We start from the raw sequence: 21,428 nt of genomic DNA on the forward strand, positions 1-21,428 counted from the left end.
CCTACTTAATACCCAGCTCCACCGCCCAAATCGCCGCTTCAAGGCGGGAACGAAAGCTGAGTTTTCTGAGCAAGCTTTTCACGTGCACCTTGACCGTGCCCTCGGCAATGCCCAGCTCACGGCCGACTAATTTATTCGATAGTCCATGCGCCAAGCACACTAAGATTTCGCGCTCGCGATCGGTCAATGACGCCAGCATCGCATTGCGCTCGCTGCCATCGTCTTCCCGCAAAGCCAAAGCCAAAGCGCGGCCCAAGCGTTCTGGAATCGCCATTTGCCCATCAAGTGCTTCGGCCAAACGCGCAACGATTTCTTCAGGCTCCATGTCTTTTAATAAATAACCATCCGCACCAGCACGCACCGCAGCGACCAAATCGGAGGATTGATCCGACACGGTGAGCATCACAATGCGCGAATCAATATCGAGCTCCTTCATCGCGCGCAGCGTGGCAATGCCGTCCATGCCCTTCATATTCAAATCTAAAATCACTAAATCCGGATTGTGTTCTTGCACTAAGACCAAGCCCTCAGCGCCACTCGCCGCTTCGCCCACCACGACAAATCGTGGATCGAGTGCCAACAGCTGCACCACCCCTTTACGAAATAGCGGGTGATCATCGATTACGATGACATTAAATTGTTCGTTCATTTTCTCGATTCTCAAGTCGGTTGCGTTGAATTCGACGCCGCAAACGGCGTAGTCGGAATAAAGCGTAGTTCTATCAGTGTGCCACAGGGTTCACGGCGTAAAAATTGTAATTCACCATTTAAATTCGTTGCGCGATCACGCATGATGCCCAAACCATAATGCTGCTTACGCTCCGGATGATTGGCTAAACCCACGCCATCATCGGCGATTTTGACCACAATCTGTTCATCTTCCCAAGCCAAACTCACCCAAGCATGCTGCGCCTCAGCATGGCGCTCTATATTGACTAAGGCTTCGCGCACAATTTGCAAAATATGAATTTCTTCATGCGCCGCCAATTCAACACCGAGCAAACGATTATCAAGGCTAATGCTGTGCTGTGCTCGATCGACAAATTCACTGACGGTTTTTTCCAACGCTTCGGTTAAACCACGCTCGTTCATTTGTAAACGAAAGGTATTAAGTAGCTCACGCAATTGCCGATAGGCGCCGTTTAAGCCTTCACGTAGTTCAAACAATGCCGCATTCGCTGTGTCGCTACGCTGCGCTTCAGGAAACTGATTTTGCAAACGCACCACTTGGATTTTTAAATACGACAGCGATTGCGCCAATGAGTCATGCAACTCGCGCGCAATCACACTGCGCTCATCATGCAGCGCCAAGCGATGTAAATCTTGTTTGCGTTTGGCATTAGCCAGCGCCGTACCAATTTGCCGCGCCACGGCTTCGAGCAACTGTTGCTGCCAATCGAGTAAGGCCTGCTGCGTTTTCAGCTGAATCGGCATAATGCCGTAATTGTTAATGCCATCAGTGAGCTGAAACACTGGGGTGTTATTCGATTGCGCTGCGGCGTTCACACCTTCAACGCAGTTGGCACAATCATTTTTGTCGCAGTTTTCAGCGGCGGTGCTCGGCATTAAAGCTAGCCGAAAAGCTTGGGGTGCTTGTTCGGTTTCGGTAAGGCAAATCGCCGCATGCTCCAACTCGATTAAAGCGCCGACATCCACTAAAACCTGATCAAATGTCGCCTGATTTGGCTCTTGGTCTGACAATAACTGCTTGGTGCTATACAGCAGCTCTAGACTGCGCTGATTTTGCGATAAAGCTTGGGTTTTTTCCGCCACCCGCGCTTCAAGCACTTCGATGCCCAGCGCCAGCTCAGCCACCATATGATTCATCGCTTGGCCCAATAGCGTAATTTCACCAGCGCCGTCTTCAGGGGCTTGTACGCTTAAATCCCCTTGTTTGATTTTTTCGGCCGCTGCAGCCATCGCGACTAAAGGCCGAGTCACTCGCCGCGTGAGCCACAATAAAGTCAGCACAAAAACAATCGCCATACTGCCCATCGCAATCCATTGAATCTGCCCCAACCACTGTAAACGCGCCTCGTGTTTGGCTTCTATGGCTTGCACATAGGTATCAATCAAATCCACAAAATGCACCGCTCTAGAGAGCAAATTATCATCGGTATGCGGTGAGGCTAAAATGCCTTTGACCTCAGTACGCCAGGCTTTTTCTAGCTGATCATACGCATGCCGAACAGAGTCCGTCGGGTCGGTCGAAAGGTTTTTGAGTAATTCGGGGCCATATAAATCGCGCTCAAACTCTTGGACGGCTTGCTGCAATGCCGGCATATTGCTCGAGACGTGCGATGGCGCAGCCAAATGGGTAGCCACGATCAGATAGGTTTGCTTGCGCAATGAGCCCGCGACATTGATCGCTGTGCCTTCCCCTGTCGAATACACCACGGTAACCCAACTTAAAAACAAAGCTAAAAAAGCGGGTAAAACCATAAAAAGCAAGGCTTGTGTAATAAATCGCAAGATTGACGCTTGCCGAAAATAATTCATGATGCGCAAAAACCATACCTCCAAATTTCCATGCTCACGATGGTGAGGCGATTCAACAGCAAAAACAATCGTTGATCGGCACAATAATTCACACGAAGCAAGCGCGCTGCGTCTCGATAGCAAGGCTTGTCATGCCGAGTTGACCAGCAAAACCCGAGTACACCACGCCACCCCGCTTTAGGCAACCTAGCCAAACTATCGGTCTACCCCTAAAGCAATACGTCAATTGCAAAAGAGAAACCCTACCCCCTAAAGGGCATTGTCCGCATAAGTGCCGCCGAATACCCTTATTTTTATCTAATTATAGGGTTGAATGCTGCTGTGGATGTAGCACGCCGCAATCTATTACGAGGCCGCCGCCCACAAACGTCGGCCACGCCAGCGCCACCATGGTCAGCAGAGGATTTTTTTACTCGCTGCACGCGTTGTGGCGACTGTGTCAGTGCTTGCCCCAGTCAAATTATTCAACTGGGTAGCGGCGGTTTTCCAACAATCGATTTTTCTCACGGTGAATGCACATTCTGTGCCGACTGCACCACCGTGTGCCAGAGCAAGGCGCTCGATTTAGATCGTTGTACGCCTTGGCATTTACGCGCCAGCATCGATGATCGCTGCCTGGCGCAACACGGCGTGGATTGCCGAATTTGCGGCGAAAGTTGTGATGCCAAAGCCATCCACTTTGAACTGGCTATCGGCAAAGTGGCGCAGCCGCGAATTCAAACCGAGCAATGTACCGGTTGCGGCGCGTGCTTTGCATCTTGCCCCAGCCAAAGTATCCAAATAAGGGAGTGTCTTGTATGAATATTTTCAGCCTCGTGATCCGCGCCGTTCCTGGCCAACTTGAGGCGGTCAAAGCCGCAGTCGTTCAAGTGCCCGGCGTTGAGATTCATGTTGAGCATGAAGGCAAGCTGATTATCACCGTTGAAGACGTACCCGGTGTGCGCTGCACCGAAATGCTGACCCGAATTCAAAACATCCCCAACGTCGCCTCAGCCACGTTGGCCTATGAATATTGCGACGAAGAAAACGCGCCGCCAAAAACATTAAAACAGGAGCAATGAGCATGAGTTTAGACCGCCGTGACTTTATTAAAATATCCGCTGTTACTGCTGCTGCCGCCAGCGCCGGTATTCCGCTAGCACAAGCTGCCCCCGCCAAAACCCTGCCAGCAATGGCCGGTGACGGTAAAGACGCGATTCGTTGGACAAAGCGCCTTGTCGTTTCTGTGGTACTGGCTGTGCTGTCTTAGTCGGCACGCAAAATGGGCGTGTGGTGGCCACACAGGGCGACCCAGATGCCGAAGTGAATCGCGGTTTAAACTGCATCAAAGGCTATTTCCTTTCCAAAATCATGTACGGCTCAGATCGTTTAACTCAGCCGCTACTGCGCAAGAAAAACGGCAAATACGATAAAAACGGTGAATTCACGCCAGTGAGCTGGAATGAAGCGTTCGACATCATGGAATTGAAATGGAAAGACGCGCTCAAAACCAGTGGTCCAGAATCGATTGCGATGTTTGGCTCAGGCCAGTGGACCGTTTGGGAAGGCTATGCCGCTGCCAAGCTAATGAAAGGTGGTTTCCGTAGTAATAATCTGGACCCCAATGCCCGCCATTGTATGGCTTCGGCAGTGACTGGCTTTATGCGTACCTTTGGTATGGATGAGCCGATGGGTTGTTATGACGATATCGAAGTCGCCGACGCGTTTGTGTTGTGGGGCTCGAATATGGCCGAAATGCATCCTATTTTATGGAGCCGCATTACCGACCGCCGTTTATCCAACCCGAAAGTTAAAGTATCAGTGCTTTCAACTTACGAGCATCGCTCGTTTGAATTGGCCGACAGCGGTTATGGCATGGTCTTCACGCCACAAACCGATTTGGCGATGATGAACTTCATCTGTCATCACATCATCTCGACCGGTCGAGTGAATCAAAACTTTGTTAAAGCGCATTGTAATTTCAAGCTTGGCGTCGATGATATTGGTTATGGCTTGCGCCCGAACAATCCACTCGAAACCAAAGCCAAAGAGAACGGCTATGCCGGTGCCGACGGCAAGCCGAAGGGCAATCCAAATGAGATGAAAGACTACTCATTTGAGCAATTTGCTAAATTTGTTGCTGATTATCCGGTGGATAAAGTCAGTAAATTATGTGGCATCCCGCAAGACCGTTTGATTGCTTTGGCTGAACTCTACGCCAATCCAAAAATCAAAGTGACCTCGTTCTGGACCATGGGCTTTAACCAGCACACCCGTGGTACTTGGGCGAACAATATGATTTACAACATTCACTTGCTCACCGGCAAAATCGCCGAGCCGGGCAATAGCCCATTCTCACTCACTGGCCAGCCTTCAGCCTGTGGTACCGCGCGTGAAGTGGGTACGTTTGCCCATCGTTTGCCTGCCGATATGGTGGTCACTAATCCAGAGCACCGTAAACACGCCGAAGAAATCTGGAAACTGCCTGATGGCACCATTCCGGGCAAGATCGGTTTGCACGCCGTCGCCATGGCACGCGCAATTAAAGACGGCAAAGTCAAAGTGTATTGGCAAATGGCCAATAACAATATGCAAGCTGGCCCGAATATTAACGAAGAGCTCTACCCAGGCTGGCGTCGTCCAGACACCTTTATCGTGGTGTCTGATCCGTATCCAACTGCGTCAACTTTGGCGGCCGACTTGATCTTACCAACCGCCATGTGGGTGGAAAAAGAAGGTGCATTTGGTAATGCCGAGCGCCGCACGCAATTCTGGCGGCAACAAGTCAATGCTCCGGGCGAAGCACAATCTGATTTGTGGCAGCTGATGCAATTTGCGAAACGCTTCAAAGTAGAAGAAGTTTGGCCTGCCGATTTGATCGCCAAACAAAGCAGCGTAAAAGGCAAAACCTTATACGACATCTTGTTTGTCAACGGTCAGGTCAATCAGTTTAAAAACGCCGACTTGCAAAAAGGCTTTGAAAACTTTGAAGCCAAGTTGGCCGGTTTCTATGTGCAAAAAGGCTTGTTTGAAGAATACGCCCAGTTTGGCCGTGGCCACGCCCATGATTTAGGCCCATTCGATCTTTACCATAAAGCGCGCGGATTGCGCTGGCCGGTGGTGAACGGCAAAGAAACCAAGTGGCGCTACCGTGAAGGCTATGACGTTTATGTGAAAAAAGGCGAAGGCGTACGCTTTTACGGCAATAAAGACGGCCGTGCCAACATCATTGCGCTGCCTTACCAAGCGCCACCCGAAATGCCCGATGCCAATTTTGATATGTGGCTATGTACCGGTCGTGTGCTGGAACATTGGCATACCGGCACGATGACGCGCCGCGTGCCTGAGCTGCATAAAGCAGTACCGGAAGCGATGGTGTTTATGAACCCGAATGATGCCAAAAAACGCGGTTTGCAGCGCGGTATGGTGGTCAAAGTGGCTTCACGTCGTGGCGAAATCAAAGCGCGTCTTGAAACTCGCGGTCGTAATAAACCGCCAGTAGGTTTGATCTTCATTCCATTCTTTGACGAAGGCCGTTTGGTCAACAAGCTGACTTTGGATGCAACGTGTCCAATTTCGAAACAAACCGACTACAAAAAATGTGCGGTTAAAGTCGTTAAAGCCTAATGGAGGATAGGTATTGCCGTCCAAGCATTGCTAGCAATGAACTAGACGGCAATACCTTTATAAAATGAAAGCAACACCCAATCGACGACAGTTTATAAAAAATAGTGCAGCCGCCTGTGGTGGCGCCCTAGTGCTGTCTAGCGGCTTGGGGGGTTTGGCCAGTCAACAAGCGAAAGCACTGCCGGTACAAGCATTACGTCCGCCCGGCGCTTTGCCTGAAACGCAGTTTCAAAGTGCTTGCGTGCGCTGTGGTTTATGCGTTCGCGATTGCCCTTACGACACCTTGAAACTCGCCAGCTTAGGGCAAGGCATAGGTTGGGGAACGCCGTATTTTGCTGCACGACATATCCCTTGCGAAATGTGTGAGGATATTCCGTGCGTCAAAGTCTGCCCAACCGGCGCTTTAGATCACCAGCTCACCGAGATTAACGACGCGCGAATGGGCTTGGCCGTGCTGCACGACCAAGAAACGTGCCTGAATTTTCTCGGTCTGCGCTGCGACGTCTGCTATCGCGTTTGTCCGGTGATTGATCAAGCCATTACCTTAGAAACCATGCATAACCCACGCTCAGACCGGCACGCGATGTTGATCCCAACCGTGCATTCCGATTTTTGCACCGGCTGCGGCAAGTGCGAGCAATCGTGTGTGCTACCTAAAGCAGCGATTAGCGTTTTACCGCGCTCGCTGGTTCAAGGGCAATCGGGCGAACATTACCGTAAAGGCTGGGAAGAAAAAGCCAATGCCGGCGGCGAATCGTTAATCGGGCCACAAATTGCCTTACCGCCCAATCTGCCAGAGCAGGAGTCGCCATGAGGTCATTTTGGCAACGCAATCGATGGTTGATGTTACGGCGTAGCAGCCAACTGGTGATTTTGGCGCTGTTTTTAATCGGCCCGCTGTTGGGCATTTGGTGGGTTAAAGGCACGCTGGCGTCGAGTTTTAGCTTTGGTTTTTTACCACTGACCGACCCGATGATTTTGCTGCAAACCTGGCTTGCTGGGCATACGCCTGAGCGGCAAGCCGTGATCGGTGCCGCGCTGGTACTGGCGGTGTATTTGATTGTGGGTGGCCGAGTGTTTTGTAGCTGGGTTTGTCCGGTTAATTTAATCACCGATTTTGCCCGCTGGTGTCGTAGCCGATTGGGTTTAAAAGCTGGGCAGCAAGTGGCCAGAAATACCCGTTATTGGCTATTAGCTGGCGTCTTACTGCTGTCGTTCATTACGCAAACGGTGGCTTGGGAATGGGTGAATCCGGTTACCGGATTGCAGCGCGGCATGCTGTTTGGCATGGGTTTAGCGTGGACGATGGCCATCGCGATTTTTATTTACGACACCGTATTGGTGAGCCGTGGTTGGTGTGGGCATTGGTGTCCGGTGGGGGCTTTTTATGCGCTGCTTGGTAAAACCGCGCTCATTCGCATTACCGCGCCCAAACGCCACGCTTGTGATGACTGCATGCAGTGCTTTTATGTCTGCCCTGAGCCGCAAGTGATTCGGGTGGCGCTCAAAGGCCAAGGCAGCCCGGTGATTGTGGCGGGCGAATGCAGTAATTGCGCGCGCTGTATCGATGTTTGTGATCAAGACGTTTTCAAAATTAGCCATCGCTTTAATCAACATACTGATTTACCACTTTAAGGGAGAAATACAATGAAAAAACTAGCCTGTATTTTAGGAATGCTGTTGGCCTTTGGCCTTGGCGCCATCGGCGTGCAAGCGGATGAACTCAAATCACTGCGCGGCACTGAAGCCGTCAGTGGCGACGTAACCCCCGAGCATTACCGTTGGGAGCGCGATAGCCGTCCACTGCCACGCCAGTTTGTACAGCAACCGCCGTTAATTCCGCATTCCATCAAGGGTTATAACGTCACCACTGAATACAATAAATGCCTCGATTGCCATAGCTGGGATCGCACTGCAGAAACTGGCGCCACCAAGGTATCGATTACCCATTTCAAAACCCGTGGCGGCACTGAGCTGACCAATATTTCTCCACGCCGTTATTTCTGCCAGCAATGCCACGTACCGCAAACCGATGCCAAACCACTGGTTGGTAGCTCGTTTAAACCTGCCAATGGCTTAGTGAAATAATTCGCCCACAAAGGAAGATGCACCATGAGCGAAAGCAAACCTAGCCTTAAAGCACGACTGTGCGAGCGACTCAAAAAAACTACGGACGATTAAAATCGGTATCGTTGGCATTGTGATTGCCTTTGTCGTAGGGATTATGTTTTGGGGCGGTTTTAACACCGCGCTAGAAATGACCAATACCGAAAAGTTCTGTCTGTCTTGTCATGAGATGGCCGACAATGTGTATCCGGAATATCAAGATACGATTCACTACACTAACCGCTCCGGCGTGCGGGCCACTTGTCCAGATTGCCATGTGCCGCATGAGTGGGGGCCAAAAATGATTCGTAAGATTGAAGCGTCTAAAGAAGTTTGGGGCATGCTCACGGGTACCATTAATACCCGTGAAAAATTCCTCGCAAAACGCGAACACTTAGCGCAAAACGAATGGAAGCGAATGAAAGCCAATGATTCGAAAGCCTGCCGTAATTGCCATAATTACGAGTATTTTGACTATATGGAGCAAAACTCACGCTCGGCCACCGCCCACCAAAAAGGCTTTGCTGAAGGCGCAACGTGTATTGACTGCCATAAAGGGATTGCCCATCAATTGCCTGCGGTACACCAAAATGTACGGACCGGCGAAAAAGGCGTAACCGCCGAAGTGATGCATCCAACGCGCAATAAAGCCAGCGCCGCCAGTGCAGTGGACGATGACGATTTTGCTGGGATTGAATAAGATTTAAGCAATACCAAACGGGGCTCGATTGAGCCCCGTTCTTTTTATGTCGATACCAATAATTAGGCTTGCAGTTGCGCCAATAATTGCTGCGCCACAAGTTCCGACGACGCTGGATTTTGCCCGGTAATCAAATTACCAGCACTCACAGCATACGGCTGCCAATCGGTGCCTTTAGAATACACGCCGCCTTTGGCAACCAGTTCATCTTCTAATAAAAACGGCACCACATCAGTTAAGCCAACGGCAGCTTCTTCTGAATCACTAAAGCCGGTCACCGCTTTGCCCGCCACCAACGGTTGACCATCGGGCGCTTTTACATGCCGCAACGCCGCTGGCGCATGACACACTAAGGCGACCGGTTTGCCCGCTGCATACAGGGTTTCTAGCAAGGCAATCGATTGTGCATCTTCGGCTAAATCCCACATTGGGCCATGGCCACCGGGATAAAACACCGCATCGTAATCACTGGCTTTGACTTCGGCTAATTTAAGCGTTTTGGCCAAAGCCGCTTGCGCAGCAATATCTTGTTTAAAGCGCGTCGTGGCGGCAGTTTGAAAATCCGCCGCATCACTTTTAGGATCTAGTGGTGGCTGACCACCGAGTGGTGACGCCAGCACCAGCTCAGCGCCAGCATCGAGCAGCAAATAATACGGTGCGGCAAATTCCTCGAGCCAAAAGCCGGTTTTCTGGCCGGTATCGCCCAGTTGATCGTGCGAAGTCAGTACCATTAAAATTTTCATTGCTGCTCTCCAAACCGTCTCACGCTGGCGGATGCCAGTCGTGTTTCACCCTATTGATCTTAGACCCGAATACGCTTGCCAGCCCGCCATCAGCGCGTAATACTGGCGCTGCTTTTATCTTTGGAATCCGCCGTGTTTGCTGCTGCCTTTGCTGCCTTAATTGAATCTAACCCCCAGACTAAAATCGCCAAACTGAGCGATATTCATCTCGAACAACGCGATCCACTCGATCCCACGCCGATTATTCCAATTGCCAGCCCCGGCCGCCCGACTCACCCCGAGTTGGTCGCCCCCAAAGATTTACCTCGCCGCCGCAATTTGGCTGAAGCTGAAAACCGCGCAGCCCTGTTGCATGCCTTTGCGCATATTGAATTTAACGCCATTAATCTAGCGCTGGATGCACTGTATCGGTTTCGCCAGATGCCCGCGCAGTATTATGCCGATTGGCTCAAGATTGCCGTTGAAGAAGCGTATCACTTCAATCTGCTCTGCGAGCATTTACAAACACTCGGTTTTGCCTACGGCGACTTTCCAGCGCATAACAGCTTATGGGAAATGGCGGTTAAAACCGACGCCGACGTGATGGCCAGAATGGCCTTGGTGCCGCGAATATTAGAAGCGCGTGGCCTTGATGCCGTACCACCGATTCGACAAAAACTCGCCAATATCGGCGATCAACGCGCCTGTGAAATTCTGGACATTATTCTGGCCGATGAAATCGGCCATGTGCGTATTGGCAACTATTGGTATCACTGGTGTTGCCAAGAGCGCCAGCTCGAACCCATTGCGACGTTTGTCGCGCTGCTACGGGATTATGAAGCACCGGTATTTCGCGGCACCCTCAACCACATCGCCCGCCAAGCGGCCGGATTTACTGCTGAGGAAATGGCTTTAATTGAATCGTTAAAAGAGTAGAAAAATCGCGAACCAAGCCCAGCAATCGGCTTGGTTCAAATTACGTATTGATGTTGTTTTTTAAGTGCCTGCTCGACGAGCGCGGCACAGCATTAAGCCAAGCTAAAGATCTTAAAAATGACGTATTGCCTTGTATGTATTTAGCTAAAAAGCATACAAGGTAATACCCTATAAAATTTTACCTGTATTTTACCTTTTACCGCCCCACTCTCCACAATAATCCATCACGCCACTTGCCAATCGCTAAACTCACATCTATAGTGTGTTACATACCTAACACACAAGTACAGAACATGGCCGACTGGAATAATCAATCGCCCATCTATTTGCAGCTGGCTGAGCACTTAAGCCAAGCCTTGCTCGATGGACAACCGCAAGAAGGGCAAGCAATGCCTTCGGTGCGTCTATTGGCTGCTGAATATGGCCTGAATCCCCTCACGGTAAATCGTGCCTTGCAAGCGATGGTGGAAGGCGGTTTGCTCGAAAGCCGCCGTGGCTTGGGCATGTTTGTTTTACCGCAAGCGAGCGAGCGATTGCGTGCTGCCGATCGTGCGCGTTTTTTAAGCCAAGAATGGCCGCTACTGCGCGCCAAATTGCAACGTTTAGGCATTAGCGCCAGCGATTTAGACTGGCATGCCAAGGAGTCCGCATGAACGACTTAGTCAAAGTCAGTGATTTAAGCATTCGCTACGGCAACAAAACCGCGGTCAAGCAGATCTCGTTTGCTTTACCTGCTGGGCAAATTGTCGGTTTATTGGGCAGTAATGGCGCCGGAAAAACCTCGCTGATGCAGGCGATGATGGGCTTGATACCTTATCAAGGCCACATTGAAATCTTAGGCTTTAATCCGCAAACTCAGCGCGAGGCGATGCTAGAGCACGTTTGCTACATCCCTGATGTGGCGATTTTGCCGCCGTGGATTGTCGTTGCCGATTTACTCCAATTGATGTGTGGCCTGCATCCAAAATTTAAGCTTGAATTGGCGCAGCAAAAGCTGGCGCAAACGATTATTCCGCTCAACGCCAAAGTTAAACAACTGTCGCGCGGCATGATTGTGCAACTGCATTTGGCCATTATTAGCGCCATTGATGCCCAGCTGATGATTTTGGACGAACCAACGCTAGGGCTAGATATTCCCGCCCGCAAAGCGTTTTACGATATGTTGATCAACGATTGGTGCTCTGACACCCGCACCGTACTGATTGCCACGCATCAAGTCGATGAAATCGAAAATCTACTCTCGAATGTGCTGATGATTAATCACGGGCAATTGGTGCTCAACGACAGCATTAGCCATCTGGATGAGCGCTTTATCGGCGTGCGTTATGGGCTAGACGCTGCAGCGCAAATTGAGGCCGCCGCTCCGCTACACCGCTTTCGGCAAATGGGCGGTGAATGTGCGATTTTTGCGGGGAATGCGCCCGCCAATATTGATCAACTCGGCCAAACCTTCCGCGTTGAACTCGCCGATTTATTTGTCGCCTTAGCGCAACCGAGCATGGAGAAACCACATGCAACAGTTTAAAACCCTCATGCTGCGCGAATGGCTGCAGCAACGTCGCTCTTGGCTATTACTCGGCTTATGGACGCCTGTGATTGCATGGGCGCTGCTGTATATCGTGCTGATATATCAAGGCATGCCACAGTTTAATAGTGCAACAATTTCGGATGCAGCCAAAGTCGCGAGCTTTGGCATTTCAACTCAATCGAGCATGGTGCTGTATATCGCGCTGATTGGTGTCTTGCTGACGATTCCGGGCCTGCCGTACCGTGATAAAGATGATAAATCGTTGTCTTTTTGGCGCTCTTTGCCCATCAATGAAGCAAACGCGGTGATTGTGCCGGTGCTGATGAATGCGCTGCTACTGCCTCTATTGGCCATCGTACTCGCTATTACTCTGAATTTATTGCTGTCTGCACCACTGTGGATCACTCACTGGACAGCACTCATGGGGGCGAACCTGTTGCTGACATTGATTGGTTTTAGCCTGCAGGCCCTACTGACCTTGCTGTGGTTTTTACCCTTAGTGCTATTGTTGGCACTAGGCAATAGCGCAGTTCGCCGCTGGGGGATGGTGATGGTCTTGATTGGCGCTTTTATGGTGCAGTCCTTACTCGGCAGCCTGAGCAATGACGCGCCCGCCAGCCGTTTTGTGGATATTTATTTTTCGGGGTTGTTTGGTGTGATAGATCAAATCGATTTAGGCCGCTTTTTGAGTGCGAGCAGCAATCTATCCGATCAAGTTGGCAATCTGCTGCGCTTTGCCATTAATCCACCTTTTGTTATGGCGCTGCTAATCAGTGGACTATGCCTCGCCGCGCTAATTTGGCGACGCAAAGCCGGTCAAAGCGCATAAATCTTTGGGGGAAGCATCATGAATAAATTGAAGCCGCTACAACAATGGTTATTTCCTGCTTGCGTGTTGGCCGTATTGGCCTTGGGCACAGTGACTGTCTGGCACGCAAAGCCCAACCCACATTTTGTGATTAACAATGGCGCTACCGCCTTTGAATTTGCACTGCAAAGCAAGGATGTCATTCAGCCTAGCGGCAAGGTGGTGCAGGTTTTGCTTAAGAACCAAGGGGCGAAATTAATTAATCATAGCCCTGTGAATGTGCGGCAATTTTCTTCGCCTAAAGCAAGTGTTGAGTTAGATGAGGCGCTGCTGGCCGAGTTGAATCAGGACTTATTGGCGCAAGGCATTATCCAGCTACGCACCGAGCAAAATATCAGCCCCAATATGCCAGCGATTGTTTTTAATAGCGCCCTGGTGGCTGAGCAAAGCGTTTTTCAAAGCGCTTTGAGCGAAGTAGAGAATTACGGCTCTGGCATCACGAGAATCCAGTCACCTAACTTGCAGCACATCAGTGTTTCTAATCGTGGCACAGGCAGGGTCGAAATATTGACCAACACCGTACAATCGGCCACGGTTTCTAATTATGGTGTTGGCGATGTCTACATGCCGAATGTGGGAAACATTGAAATCGATAGTCGTGGGACCGGCAACGTCTACGTTGAAAATGCCGAAACCGCGACGATTCAATTGTATGGCATTGGCACAGTTTCATTTGCCAACGAGCCAAAAATCAATTCAACCATCAAAGGGATGGGGAAAATCAAAACCAATACCCCGCATCCTTATCAATAAGGGCCAGCCACTGTAATGCGCATGCAGTGGCCCCTTGGCGATATTGGTGTTGAATAAAAGCAATATGCCGCTTGCTGGCAGCAACACATCATCGGAAAAAACCCAGCAACAAAGGGTATCTCCACCTAGCGCATTACAATCAATGACTAGGTAGCGATACCCTTAGATTAACGAATGTTTTTCACTGCGGCGAGCCCTTGCTGGCGCAATTGCTGAACTTGCGCTTCGACTTCGCTGGTGCTCAATTGTTGATCTTGGCGGTGGTAAACCCAATCGATGTCTTCTTGGTATTCACGCAGTTCATTACTCTGAATCAGCCCGCTGCCGTTAAACCACAATTGAAACGACAGATACATCGGATGGTCTGGCTGCGCTTTACCACGGTAGCTTTGCACTAAACGGCCATCGATATAAAACCGAATTTCGTCGTTGTGCACATTCATCACCAGCGTATGCCAGCCGGCAAAGCTTTGTTGGGTGGCGACAGCGACGTGATTTTCCGGATCGTACGCCGCAATGGCGTAGGTACCGCTCCACATCGTAGGCGCTGCAATTCCCCAGCCGCCATTGGGTAGGTATTCAAAATCGATTTCACTATACGGCTCAGCGCCTTCGATGTAGCGCGTGATGCCAAAGAAGGTTTGCACGACAGAGTCACCATCGGGCCCTTGCACTGGCGCATCAGTAAAATACATCCGCGCCGCCCAAGTGCCATTTTGATACCGCGCTTCGGTCGTCATCAGCTCAACTTGCGAGCTTTGCCCACCATTGGCTCGGTTGCCAACGACTTGGTCGGCGCTGATATTGCTACTGGCTTTTAAGCGCATCAGCGTATTGCCCGGCTGCGCCGCATCACTCAAGAACGAAATATTGTTCGGGCTCCACTGCCCATTACTCAATCCCGGACCACCATCCCAGCTGCGTAATAACCAGCCATTATTCGCCAGTTGCGTGGTATTGCTATAGCTAAAATCATCGAATAATAACCCCACGGTGGAAACCGGCTCGGTTTGCTTACATGCGCCTAAATCCAGCCAACCGCCCCAAGTGTCTTGGCTTTGCGGTGCGCGATCAACCCACCATTTAGCCGTGAAGTTATGTCCTTGATAACTGACATTAGCGCCGGCGGTATACACCTTGCCGCTCTCCCAAGGCGTGCTACAAGCTCCATTCGGTGTCGGGCTTGGGCTTGGGCTTGGGCTTGGCAGGGTACTGCCGCTGGCCCCCAAGTCAAGCCAAAGCGTCGCAGAAACTGCAGGGTTCCAACCGGCTCCCACATAAAGCAGTGTGGGCAATGATGGCTTGATAAGTATGATTTTGATAACTCACCCGCTGGCCGAGCGAGTAGGTTTTCCCTTCTTGCCACGCTGGATCTGCAGCATATGCAACACTTGCCACGCCAAAAATCGTGGCGGCCAAGATGGCCCTGTTAAACTCATTCATCCTGTCTCCATCCTGTTCATTTTTATAATAATGAATCAAAGTCATTGCTCACCTTAAAACCGCAGTGAGTAAGCCACACTAAACGATGAGGAAGAATGACGAAATAGCAGAATGAAACTTGCGTTTTGTCCAGATCGAACATGTCGATGATCTATCAAGAGTTATTTGAGGTTGGCCCAGAAACGCAGCAAATGAGCGTTGGCGTGCGTGCGTTTCATCACCCGCAGCTCACCAGCCTTGCCGAGCATCATATTCACTTTATGGGCGTATCCGAGGCGCGTGGCCAATTTCATATTGAGCGAATGGGTGCACCATTTCATATCTTATTGATTGGCGTGGAAGGACAAGGCGACATTATTGATGGCGAGCGCAGACTGACTTTAGGGCCCAATCAACTGGCGGTATTACCGGCGTATGGCCATCGTGGCTTTCAGCGGCGCAGTGAACATTGGCGCTTTGCTTGGTTTTTGCTCGATGACGCGCCCTACTGGAATAAACTCGCAGGCCCCGATGCCAGCGTTGTTTCGGTGCAATACGCCCACAATCTATTTTATGCCTTACATACATTGTGCTTTGAAGCGCGAATTAAACAGCAATCTCAAGCCGGCAGTGCGCTGCAATTGGTGATGACTTTATTACAGCGGATGCTCAACGGCGCGGTGCAAAGCATGGCATTGCCGGATCGATTACAGCAATTATTTTCCGGCATTTTTTATGCGCCAGCGCAAAGCTGGCGTGTTGATGTCCTAGCGCAGCAATATGGCGTGAGCGCCGCGCACTTTCAAAGGCTGTGCCTCAAATATTTGGGCGCTACGCCGCAGCAATTGATTATTCAGCAGCGCATGCAAAGAGCGCACCAATTATTATCTAGCGGCAATCATAGCGTCAGCGATGTCGCGATTATGGTGGGCTATGAAGAAATCGCCAGTTTCTCACGGCGCTTTCGTAGTCACTTTGGTTTGCCGCCGGGTGAAATTAGCCGCGCACAACATCGCAAATGCGCCGACACCCATCCCAGCGTAACGCCAAACTAATCAGCAAACGCCTGCTGGCTACCGCAGCTCATGATTCGCGGTATAAATACCGAAACACCATGGCGTTTTTACGCAGAGAATCAAATACTTAAACGCTAAAATTAGCAATTGATTATATTGATATTGTGCGATGCCTAGCTTATTTTCCAAATTACTCAATCTTGAATCGCCTTCTGCTGCAAACACCACGGGAATGAATCCTCATTCACCGAGCAATCAACTCATAGAAGTGCATGAGCTGGATGTCGAAAGCTATATCAGTGAGCTCTGCCAATTGATCGCTAAAAACAAATTCGACACCGATTTACGTCAGGATTATGAAGCGCAACTAGCCCAAATTGCACGCCATACGCCGGTCCGTGCCCGCACCCAATAATCCGCAATGACGCGATACTGCAGATAAAACTGATTATTTACTGTCGATTTACGACAGAACTCGTTATGCTACAGAGCTTATCATTGTTGGATTTAGCCAATGAATTTACTCAGTAGCACGCTGCTGATTGCCTTGTTGATTGCGATCAGCGCCTTTTTATCGATTTCAGAAATTTCACTTGCCGCCAGTCGTAAGCTCAAACTCGAGCAGATGCGCGACGAAGGCGACGCCCGCGCCGATCTGGTTTTGGGCCTACAGTCACAACCCGGGCACTTTTTTACTGCCGTACAAATTGGTGTGAATGTCGTCGCTATTTTGGCCGGTGTACTCGGCGAAAGTGTTTACGCCCAAGCCTTCACCCAATTTTTTAGCCAATACATCCATCCGACGCAGGCGCAAAGTATCGGCTCGATTGGTTCATTCCTGATTGTCACCACCGCGTTTATTTTAATTGCCGACCTAATCCCCAAACGAATTGGTATGGCGGCATCTGAAGCCGTTGCGGTGCGTATTGTGCGGCCGATTTTATTTTGCGTCTCTTGCTTACGGCCTTTGGTTTGGTTTTTTAATGGTTTAGCCAACTGGGTGATTCAACGCCTTGGTTTGCCTGCCGCACGGTTAAATGACATTACCACCGAAGATATTTTAGCTTTAGCCAATGCCGGCGCCTTAGCTGGGGTGGTCGCCAAACAAGAGCATCAACTGATTGAAAACGTGTTTGAGCTCGAAGAGCGTACCGCACCATCGAGCATGACCGCGCGCGAAAACATTATCTGGATTGATCGCTTAGAAAGCGACGAGCTAATTAAAAATAAAATCTTGGCCCATCCTCATGCCAAGTTTCCAGTGTGTATGGGCAATATTGATCAAGTAATTGGTTATGTTGATTCGCAAGATATTTTAAGTAATGTGTTACGTGGAGAAAGCATTTCATTACGCGGTGATGGCTTATTACGCAATGCGCTTATTTTGCCCGAATCGCTGACGCTGGCTGAAATCATGGCGCACTTTAAAGCGGCGCGCGAAGACTTTGCCGTCATCATCAATGAATATGCTTTAGTCGTTGGTCTGATTACGATGAATGACATCACCGGCATGCTAATGGGCGATCAATATATTGCCCCTGACGAAGAACAAATCGTCCAGCGCGATGAGAACTCTTGGTTAGTTGATGGCATTACTGCGATTGGCGATTTGGAGCGCGTCTTGCAAATCGATGCCTTTCCCGATGATGACCAATACGAAACCATTGCCGTTTTTTATGATGTATATCTTACGTAAAGTGCCCAAGCGCACCGATTGCGTGATTCATGCTGGGTTTAAATTTGAAGTGGTCGATATTGACCATTATAAAATTGACCAATTATTAGTCACCCGTGTGCAAAACGAGAGTTCAACCCCATCCGTTTAACTCGGCCAGCAGCGCTGATCACCCTCGGCACTGCTGCGCATCTACATTCCAAATCCAACTTTACTGTAGCTAAATTTACGTAAAATATTGTTTTCGTGTAATTTACGTGACAAATTAAAGAATAATAATATACCATTTACGTAACAATATATTGAGCTACTGTGACAGCATGTATCACAGGCAGGCTGCGGCTTATGGCTTCAAAAAAGGATAAAGAATGAATTTTCTGATTGTTCCGGGCTTGAATGGTTCTAGTGAAGCGCATTGGCAAAGTCGCTGGGAAAAAACCAATAGCAACTTCAGCCGAGTCGAGCAAAACAATTGGCAATTGGCGGATCATGACGATTGGCTGACTAATTTAGACGCCGCAGTACAACGCTCAGGGCCAGACACGATCTTAATCGCCCATAGTTTAGGCTGCTTACTCGTTGCCAATTGGGCAGCTCAAACCACCAAGTCGATTCGTGGTGCTTTTCTAGTTGCACCACCCGATCCAGATCATCCGCATTTTCCAAATACTGCCATCGGTTTTGATTCGCTATCAAAATCGCCATTGCCCTTTCCCAGCATGGTCGTTACCAGTAGCAATGATCCTTATGCTTCACTCGAATTTGCCATCCACACGGCAACGGCATGGGGTAGTAGCTGGAAAAACCTTGGCGCGTATGGCCATCTTAATGTGGATAGTGGTTTTGGCGATTGGCCTGCAGGCCTGGCCTTACTTAATCAATTGCTCAGCCAATGTCAGCAACTGGAATTAAGCGCTAATATGGCTTGAAATTGACCCGTAAAAAAAGCGAGTGCCATTCGCACTCGCTTTTTGCATTCTCCAAGCAAAATAAATTCAATTAGAATTTCAAACCAACACCAGCGTACAAGCCATCCGCTACGGTACGGGTGTAGTGATTGTTAAACTCGGCTTGGCTAAAGCGGTAACCGAAATCAATCGCGATGGGTTTGCTGATATTAAAGCGAACACCCACTGAAGAATCAACATAGCTAGTCAAGCGGCCTGAAGACGCAAAACTAGGTGCCCAGTAGGCGCTGCCATAAAGCGAAAACTGCTGCGTCAATGGAATAGTCAAATCGCCACCAAATGACAGCGCGTATTCAGTATCGCTGTAATTAAAGTCGAGCAAATTGGCCTTAGCACCCACCGTCAAGGTGTTGTCACCGAGTGGAATGTTTTTACCCAAGCCGATATTGGCAATCGTATTTTCGTGATCGTAGTTGTATAACAAATCAGCAGAAAGCTTGAATTGATTGATGTTATTGCTGTAATGCACACCAAGGTATTCATGACCGATTGAAGATGAAAAATCGCTTGCATGTGCGCCAACAGAAAGTGCTAAAGCACAGGCAGTGATATAAAAACGCATGAAAATAGTATCCGGCAGATAAATTGGCCGCAAAGCTTACAGTTCTTATGCGCGTCGCCGCTATGTACAAATGTACAGATCGGCACGTTTGGCTGAATTTAGCGTTAAAACCACGGTAAACGCTGGCAATAATGATCCAATAACAAAGCAGCAAACAACCACGCCAAATAATGTATCGAATAGCGAAACAGCGCTTTGGCCAATGCATCACTGGGCTGACGATACAATTGCCACACACGACGACGCAAAAAACCGGTATTCAGCCAAATCGCGGCCAGTGCATATACACCAGCAGAAAATCCCAAAGCCAATGGCAATAAGGTGGTTGCCGCCAAAATCCATGGGAATACAGCCAAATCGCCAATTGCGTAAATGCACGGCCATGCGTCACCGGCAACATGGGCAAACCAGCACGGCGATAATCATCGAGGCGATACAAAGCTAAAGCCCAAAAATGCGGTGGTGTCCATGCATAAATAATCAGAAATAACACCGCCGCCTCTGGCGAAACAGAATTGGTCATCGCGGCCCAGCCCAGCACTGGTGGCATTGCCCCCGCAGCGCCACCAATCACAATATTCTGCGGTGTTAATGGTTTTAACCAATGGGTATACACCACTGAATAAGCAAAAAAGGTAGCTAGCGTTAAATACATGGTGAGTGTATTGACAAACAGCCCCAACATTATTAAACCCAAGCTGGTGCAAAACAGCGCATACACCGCCGCCCATTGCCAAGATAAATGCCCTTGCGGCAAAGGGCGTAAATGCGTTCTCACCATTAAGGCATCGCGCTGGCGCTCTAAAATACAATTGGCGGCCGCTGCGCCCGTGGCCACCAAAGCAATATACCAATACACGCGGCCAACAACACCGACCACTGTATCTTGCTGGGCATAGCCAACAGCATCCCAATCAAGGCGCAAAAGACGATGAGCGCCACAACTCGCGGCTTACCCAAACGCAATAAATCACTACCCTGATGCGAAACAACCAAGCCCAAGCTATTCATAGCGAACTCCTTACCCACGTCGCATCAAGCCGCGAAATCGCAGTATATTTAGCCACTGGCAAACGCGCGGCGATAAAAAACTAATATCGCTAACAATAGCGCTGCGCCGCCGTTATGCGCGACAGCCAATGGCAGGGGCAATGAAAACAGCACATTGCTAATTCCAAGACTTACTTGCAGCAATAATGCCGCCGCCAACGGCAACGCCAAACGACTAGATCGCTGATGCAATACATAAATTAAGCGCCCAATCACCAACAGCACCAGCATGGCGCCAAGGCGATGCAAACTTTGGATCGCCGCAAGATGCGCCAAGCTTAAAGACGCACCATCGGCCGTTTGGCCTAATACGCGATCAGGGCGAAACGCCTCCCATACGCCGCTATGCCCAGCGAGCTCGTTTTGGCAAAAAACTGAAGTTGAACACGCCAAGCCAGCGTAATTAGTCGATACCCAACCGCCCAAAATAATCTGTCCGGTGAGCAGTAATAGCGCCAGATAGCACCAAGAGCGAATTTCAGTCATAACCGCCGGCAGCGGCGTCGCAATTCGGCCCGCCATCGCCACCAATAAAGCCAACAAACTCATACCACCCAATAAATGCGCCGTGACTACCGCCGGCATGAGCTTTAAAGTCACCGTCCACATCCCAAGCAGCGCTTGAAAAACAATCAACAATACCGGCAACACCATCAGCCATCTTGGCAAACGATCTGGCCGTTGCCGCCACAAGAGCATCGCCAATGCCAAGACCAACACGCCTAAACCAGCGGCCACATAACGATGCAGCATTTCTTTACTGCCTTTGCCTGAATGCACTTCACCACCAAAGGTTTGCTCAGCTTGAGTAATTTCGTGCGGCTCATCCGGTGCGGTGAGTTGACCATAGCAACCGGGCCAATCTGGACAACCCAAACCCGCATCCGATAAACGCACATAAGCACCCAGCATGAGTAAGGTGAAAGTCCAGAGAATGGTCAGTAGCAAGAGCGCTCGAATCATCATTCACCTCAAGTTAAGTCGATAGACCAAAGTTTTCTTGCATCGTTATCTCGT

The 21,428-nt window shown here is 49.8% G+C and carries 26 protein-coding genes; 17 read left to right on the forward strand and 9 right to left on the reverse strand.

Annotated features, from left to right (window positions below; translation table 11 throughout):
- Position 1: 1 nt before the first annotated feature.
- Both narL and GKO28_RS07295 read right to left on the reverse strand, forming a co-directional pair.
- The gene (narL, locus tag GKO28_RS07290; RefSeq protein WP_173532575.1) at positions 2-649 is read right to left on the reverse strand and encodes a two-component system response regulator NarL; all 648 of its coding nucleotides are present in this window, start codon (positions 647-649) and stop codon (positions 2-4) included.
- A gap of 11 nt (positions 650-660) precedes the next feature.
- Positions 661-2,499 carry a HAMP domain-containing protein gene (locus GKO28_RS07295; RefSeq protein ID WP_203563994.1) on the reverse strand — a complete coding sequence of 613 codons (1,839 nt, stop codon included), beginning with the start codon at positions 2,497-2,499 and terminating at the stop codon, positions 661-663.
- A 321-nt stretch (positions 2,500-2,820) separates the two neighbouring features.
- Between GKO28_RS07295 and napF the strand changes: the two genes are divergently transcribed.
- From napF to GKO28_RS07330, 8 genes are all read left to right on the forward strand, one after another.
- Entirely contained in the window at positions 2,821-3,300 is a 480-nt protein-coding gene (gene napF / locus GKO28_RS07300; protein ID WP_182077421.1) for a ferredoxin-type protein NapF, read from the forward strand.
- Positions 3,297-3,560 (forward strand): chaperone NapD, encoded by a 264-nt coding sequence (locus GKO28_RS07305; protein WP_182075824.1) that lies wholly within the window; start codon positions 3,297-3,299, stop codon positions 3,558-3,560. The genes napF and GKO28_RS07305 overlap by 4 nt, the downstream gene beginning before the upstream one ends.
- A 2-nt stretch (positions 3,561-3,562) precedes the next feature.
- Positions 3,563-3,748, forward strand: coding sequence for a twin-arginine translocation signal domain-containing protein (locus tag GKO28_RS19475; RefSeq protein ID WP_247646417.1), 186 nt, complete (start codon positions 3,563-3,565; stop codon positions 3,746-3,748).
- The gene (gene napA, locus GKO28_RS07310; RefSeq protein ID WP_247646418.1) at positions 3,700-6,105 is read left to right on the forward strand and encodes a nitrate reductase catalytic subunit NapA; all 2,406 of its coding nucleotides are present in this window, start codon (positions 3,700-3,702) and stop codon (positions 6,103-6,105) included. Before GKO28_RS19475 ends, napA begins: the two co-directional genes overlap by 49 nt.
- Before the next feature lie 64 nt (positions 6,106-6,169).
- Positions 6,170-6,919: a ferredoxin-type protein NapG gene (napG, locus tag GKO28_RS07315; RefSeq protein WP_182075825.1), complete on the forward strand. Its 750-nt coding sequence runs from the start codon at positions 6,170-6,172 to the stop codon at positions 6,917-6,919.
- Complete coding sequence (gene napH / locus GKO28_RS07320) at positions 6,916-7,740, forward strand: quinol dehydrogenase ferredoxin subunit NapH (RefSeq protein WP_182075826.1); 825 nt, start codon at positions 6,916-6,918, stop codon at positions 7,738-7,740. The genes napG and napH overlap by 4 nt, the downstream gene beginning before the upstream one ends.
- Positions 7,741-7,752: 12 nt before the next feature.
- Positions 7,753-8,193: a nitrate reductase cytochrome c-type subunit gene (locus tag GKO28_RS07325; RefSeq protein WP_182075827.1), complete on the forward strand. Its 441-nt coding sequence runs from the start codon at positions 7,753-7,755 to the stop codon at positions 8,191-8,193.
- 112 nt (positions 8,194-8,305) lie between these two features.
- Positions 8,306-8,911, forward strand: coding sequence for a NapC/NirT family cytochrome c (locus GKO28_RS07330; RefSeq protein WP_307838963.1), 606 nt, complete (start codon positions 8,306-8,308; stop codon positions 8,909-8,911).
- A 62-nt stretch (positions 8,912-8,973) separates the two neighbouring features.
- Here the strand turns inward: GKO28_RS07330 and GKO28_RS07335 are convergent, their stop codons facing one another.
- Positions 8,974-9,654 (reverse strand): type 1 glutamine amidotransferase domain-containing protein, encoded by a 681-nt coding sequence (locus GKO28_RS07335; protein WP_182075828.1) that lies wholly within the window; start codon positions 9,652-9,654, stop codon positions 8,974-8,976.
- Between the two features lie 120 nt (positions 9,655-9,774).
- Here GKO28_RS07335 and GKO28_RS07340 point away from each other — a divergent pair, with 120 nt between their 5' ends.
- The 5 genes from GKO28_RS07340 (at position 9,775) to GKO28_RS07360 (ending at position 13,718) form a co-directional block, all read left to right on the forward strand.
- A complete protein-coding gene (locus GKO28_RS07340) occupies positions 9,775-10,569 on the forward strand; it encodes a ferritin-like domain-containing protein (RefSeq protein ID WP_203563995.1) in 795 nt (264 codons plus the stop codon).
- A 293-nt stretch (positions 10,570-10,862) separates the two neighbouring features.
- On the forward strand, positions 10,863-11,222 hold the full coding sequence (locus GKO28_RS07345; protein WP_173532586.1) for a GntR family transcriptional regulator: 360 nt from the start codon (positions 10,863-10,865) through the stop codon (positions 11,220-11,222).
- Positions 11,219-12,094 (forward strand): ABC transporter ATP-binding protein, encoded by an 876-nt coding sequence (locus GKO28_RS07350; protein ID WP_182075829.1) that lies wholly within the window; start codon positions 11,219-11,221, stop codon positions 12,092-12,094. The genes GKO28_RS07345 and GKO28_RS07350 overlap by 4 nt, the downstream gene beginning before the upstream one ends.
- The gene (locus GKO28_RS07355) at positions 12,081-12,926 is read left to right on the forward strand and encodes a hypothetical protein (protein WP_182075830.1); all 846 of its coding nucleotides are present in this window, start codon (positions 12,081-12,083) and stop codon (positions 12,924-12,926) included. The genes GKO28_RS07350 and GKO28_RS07355 overlap by 14 nt, the downstream gene beginning before the upstream one ends.
- A gap of 18 nt (positions 12,927-12,944) precedes the next feature.
- Positions 12,945-13,718 carry a GIN domain-containing protein gene (locus GKO28_RS07360; RefSeq protein WP_182075831.1) on the forward strand — a complete coding sequence of 258 codons (774 nt, stop codon included), beginning with the start codon at positions 12,945-12,947 and terminating at the stop codon, positions 13,716-13,718.
- Between the two features lie 167 nt (positions 13,719-13,885).
- Here GKO28_RS07360 and GKO28_RS19480 read toward each other — a convergent pair whose 3' ends face one another.
- Together GKO28_RS19480 and GKO28_RS07370 are read right to left on the reverse strand one after the other, a co-directional pair.
- Positions 13,886-14,995, reverse strand: a complete 1,110-nt coding sequence (locus GKO28_RS19480; protein ID WP_374220759.1) for a family 16 glycosylhydrolase — start codon at positions 14,993-14,995, stop codon at positions 13,886-13,888.
- Positions 14,949-15,206: a carbohydrate-binding protein gene (locus tag GKO28_RS07370; protein ID WP_182075833.1), complete on the reverse strand. Its 258-nt coding sequence runs from the start codon at positions 15,204-15,206 to the stop codon at positions 14,949-14,951. Before GKO28_RS07370 ends, GKO28_RS19480 begins: the two co-directional genes overlap by 47 nt.
- A gap of 95 nt (positions 15,207-15,301) precedes the next feature.
- Between GKO28_RS07370 and GKO28_RS07375 the strand changes: the two genes are divergently transcribed.
- The 4 genes from GKO28_RS07375 (at position 15,302) to GKO28_RS07390 (ending at position 18,760) form a co-directional block, all read left to right on the forward strand.
- The gene (locus tag GKO28_RS07375) at positions 15,302-16,195 is read left to right on the forward strand and encodes an AraC family transcriptional regulator (RefSeq protein ID WP_182075834.1); all 894 of its coding nucleotides are present in this window, start codon (positions 15,302-15,304) and stop codon (positions 16,193-16,195) included.
- Between the two features lie 130 nt (positions 16,196-16,325).
- A complete protein-coding gene (locus GKO28_RS07380) occupies positions 16,326-16,571 on the forward strand; it encodes a hypothetical protein (RefSeq protein WP_182075835.1) in 246 nt (81 codons plus the stop codon).
- A gap of 99 nt (positions 16,572-16,670) precedes the next feature.
- Positions 16,671-17,852, forward strand: coding sequence for a hemolysin family protein (locus GKO28_RS07385; RefSeq protein WP_282099249.1), 1,182 nt, complete (start codon positions 16,671-16,673; stop codon positions 17,850-17,852).
- A gap of 347 nt (positions 17,853-18,199) precedes the next feature.
- Positions 18,200-18,760 (forward strand): alpha/beta hydrolase, encoded by a 561-nt coding sequence (locus GKO28_RS07390; RefSeq protein ID WP_182075836.1) that lies wholly within the window; start codon positions 18,200-18,202, stop codon positions 18,758-18,760.
- Positions 18,761-18,830: 70 nt separating this feature from the next.
- On the opposite strand, the gene GKO28_RS07395 is transcribed toward GKO28_RS07390, so the two are convergent.
- The 4 genes from GKO28_RS07395 to GKO28_RS07405 form a co-directional block, all read right to left on the reverse strand.
- Positions 18,831-19,361, reverse strand: coding sequence for a YfaZ family outer membrane protein (locus GKO28_RS07395; RefSeq protein ID WP_182075837.1), 531 nt, complete (start codon positions 19,359-19,361; stop codon positions 18,831-18,833).
- A 104-nt stretch (positions 19,362-19,465) separates the two neighbouring features.
- A complete protein-coding gene (locus GKO28_RS19485; RefSeq protein WP_247646851.1) occupies positions 19,466-19,717 on the reverse strand; it encodes a hypothetical protein in 252 nt (83 codons plus the stop codon).
- Positions 19,621-20,286, reverse strand: a complete 666-nt coding sequence (gene cyoE, locus GKO28_RS07400) for a heme o synthase (RefSeq protein WP_247646419.1) — start codon at positions 20,284-20,286, stop codon at positions 19,621-19,623. The genes GKO28_RS19485 and cyoE overlap by 97 nt, the downstream gene beginning before the upstream one ends.
- Before the next feature lie 134 nt (positions 20,287-20,420).
- Positions 20,421-21,377 carry a heme A synthase gene (locus tag GKO28_RS07405; protein WP_203563996.1) on the reverse strand — a complete coding sequence of 319 codons (957 nt, stop codon included), beginning with the start codon at positions 21,375-21,377 and terminating at the stop codon, positions 20,421-20,423.
- Between the last annotated feature and the right edge of the window lie 51 nt (positions 21,378-21,428).

It is taken from the genome of Deefgea sp. CFH1-16 (genome assembly GCF_016881365.1).
Lineage (GTDB): Bacteria > Pseudomonadota > Gammaproteobacteria > Burkholderiales > Chitinibacteraceae > Deefgea.